Below are 1,575 nucleotides of genomic sequence, written 5' to 3'. Positions count from 1 at the left end.
TCACCGGCTTGCAATTACCCACATCTGAGCGTCGCTGCTATTTCGGTTCCGAGGCGAATGTCGGTCAGTCGGCTGAGGCCGCGCCAGACGACCGTATTTCCCGGTGGCGGATCTGATGTTCTTGCAAGATAACCACCCAAACGAGCGAGTTTGGTGAGGTAGAAGTTTAGCGATCCCGGCGTGGCCTGCCGGTTGCCTGCGTTGCTGACTATTTGATCGAGGATTTCAATTTCCTGTTCGGTGAGAGCCGCGGTTGGCGGTGTTTCGGGCGCAGTGCGCGCGAGCATTGTCAACCAGAGCACTCTCCAGCTCATGATGCAGAACACGGCGACGAGATTTGCCAGTCGATCGGCCGTTCGTAATCTTGCATCTTCAGCCCGGCAACCGGACTTGAGGATCTTATGGAAGACCTCAATCTTCCAGCGCATCGCGTACCATTTGATTTTTTCCACTGCCTCCTCGCAGCTATGCACCTCAAGATCGGTCAGTAGCTTCCACTCGATGCGCTTGCGGCCGGCCGGAGGGTTGGGCTCCACCGCGTGAATGACGGTAAGGTCCAAAGCAGGATATCGCTTCTTCTTGCCGATGGGTGGCAGCACCCGGATCCGTTTGAAGCGGATATCCAGGTGGACTTTGGTGACCTCATCGGTATCGGCGCGAACTTCGATGAGATGCCGGCCGACAGTTTCAACATCGCGCATTTCAGCCGATATCGTGTGATCCCCGTTGCCAGCCAGCCGGTCGACGACGGTGCGCACGACGAAGTGCGTGCCAAGCTCCCTGGTCAGGCAGTAGAGTTCGTAGATATCACTTTCGCGATCGCCTACATGAATGCATCGGTCTGGCTGACCGAGAAGCCCGACGGATTGGCGCAGATTTTCAAGCCACCGGATGCTTTCCTTGGTTTCGATCGGAACACGTGTCGGATTGATCTTGCGTTTGAGCTGGGCCGTGCCCTTGAACCTGTCGCGGCTCCAGAACTTGACGGCCGCCAACCCTAAGGGCAGGCCATCCAAGGTCACCGCAAGGCTCGAATGCATCAATATCCCGCAGACCGTATGGTGGCGCAGCCGCTCCTGTTTGTCACGGCCACTGTTGACGCTCTTCGTAAAGCCAACGGCATGCGGATTGCGGCGCTGATAGGTAAACTCGGTCGTGTCCTGCAGCACCAAGATCGGACCATTGGAAGCATCGTAGCGTTGAGCGGTCGCGGCGAAATGGCCGTTGAGGATATCGCCTTCCTCAACATTCGGGTTGGAGAAAAAGCGATACGCCGCTTTTGTATTGGCCCAGTCCTGGCAGGCGAAAGGAATAGAACCGCCCATATGCTCCCCAAGCTGCCGTAAAAGCTCCGAGCAGCGTCGGCCAAGGCGAGCATCTTTGAAAGACCCCGCGTCTATTTCCTGCTTGCTCCAATGGCCGTCATTACCAGCCATCACATCGTCTCGAACCGACATAAAGCACCGCCTTAAACGAATCAGGTGCTCCGAACAGAATCACAAGTGATTCTTTCGATTCAAGATTTCAGCGAAAGCTTTTCGTAAAAGACTCAGCTACTTATGGGTAATTGCAAGC

The 1,575-nt window shown here is 55.8% G+C and carries 1 protein-coding gene; it reads right to left on the bottom strand.

Features of this window, described 5'->3' with window-relative positions; all coding sequences use genetic code 11:
* Positions 1-14: 14 nt before the first annotated feature.
* The gene (locus tag IB277_RS37525) at positions 15-1,436 is read right to left on the bottom strand and encodes an IS4 family transposase (protein ID WP_192373396.1); all 1,422 of its coding nucleotides are present in this window, start codon (positions 1,434-1,436) and stop codon (positions 15-17) included.
* Between the last annotated feature and the right edge of the window lie 139 nt (positions 1,437-1,575).

Source organism: Ensifer sp. ENS07, from assembly GCF_014852185.1.
Lineage (GTDB): Bacteria > Pseudomonadota > Alphaproteobacteria > Rhizobiales > Rhizobiaceae > Ensifer > Ensifer adhaerens.
This window is presented reverse-complemented; position numbering and strand designations above follow the sequence as displayed.

Coding starts and splice junctions, on each gene's coding strand:
- IB277_RS37525 (WP_192373396.1), bottom strand. CDS start 1,436: ATGGCTGGTAATGACGGCCATTGGAGCAAGCAGGAAATAGACGCGGGG.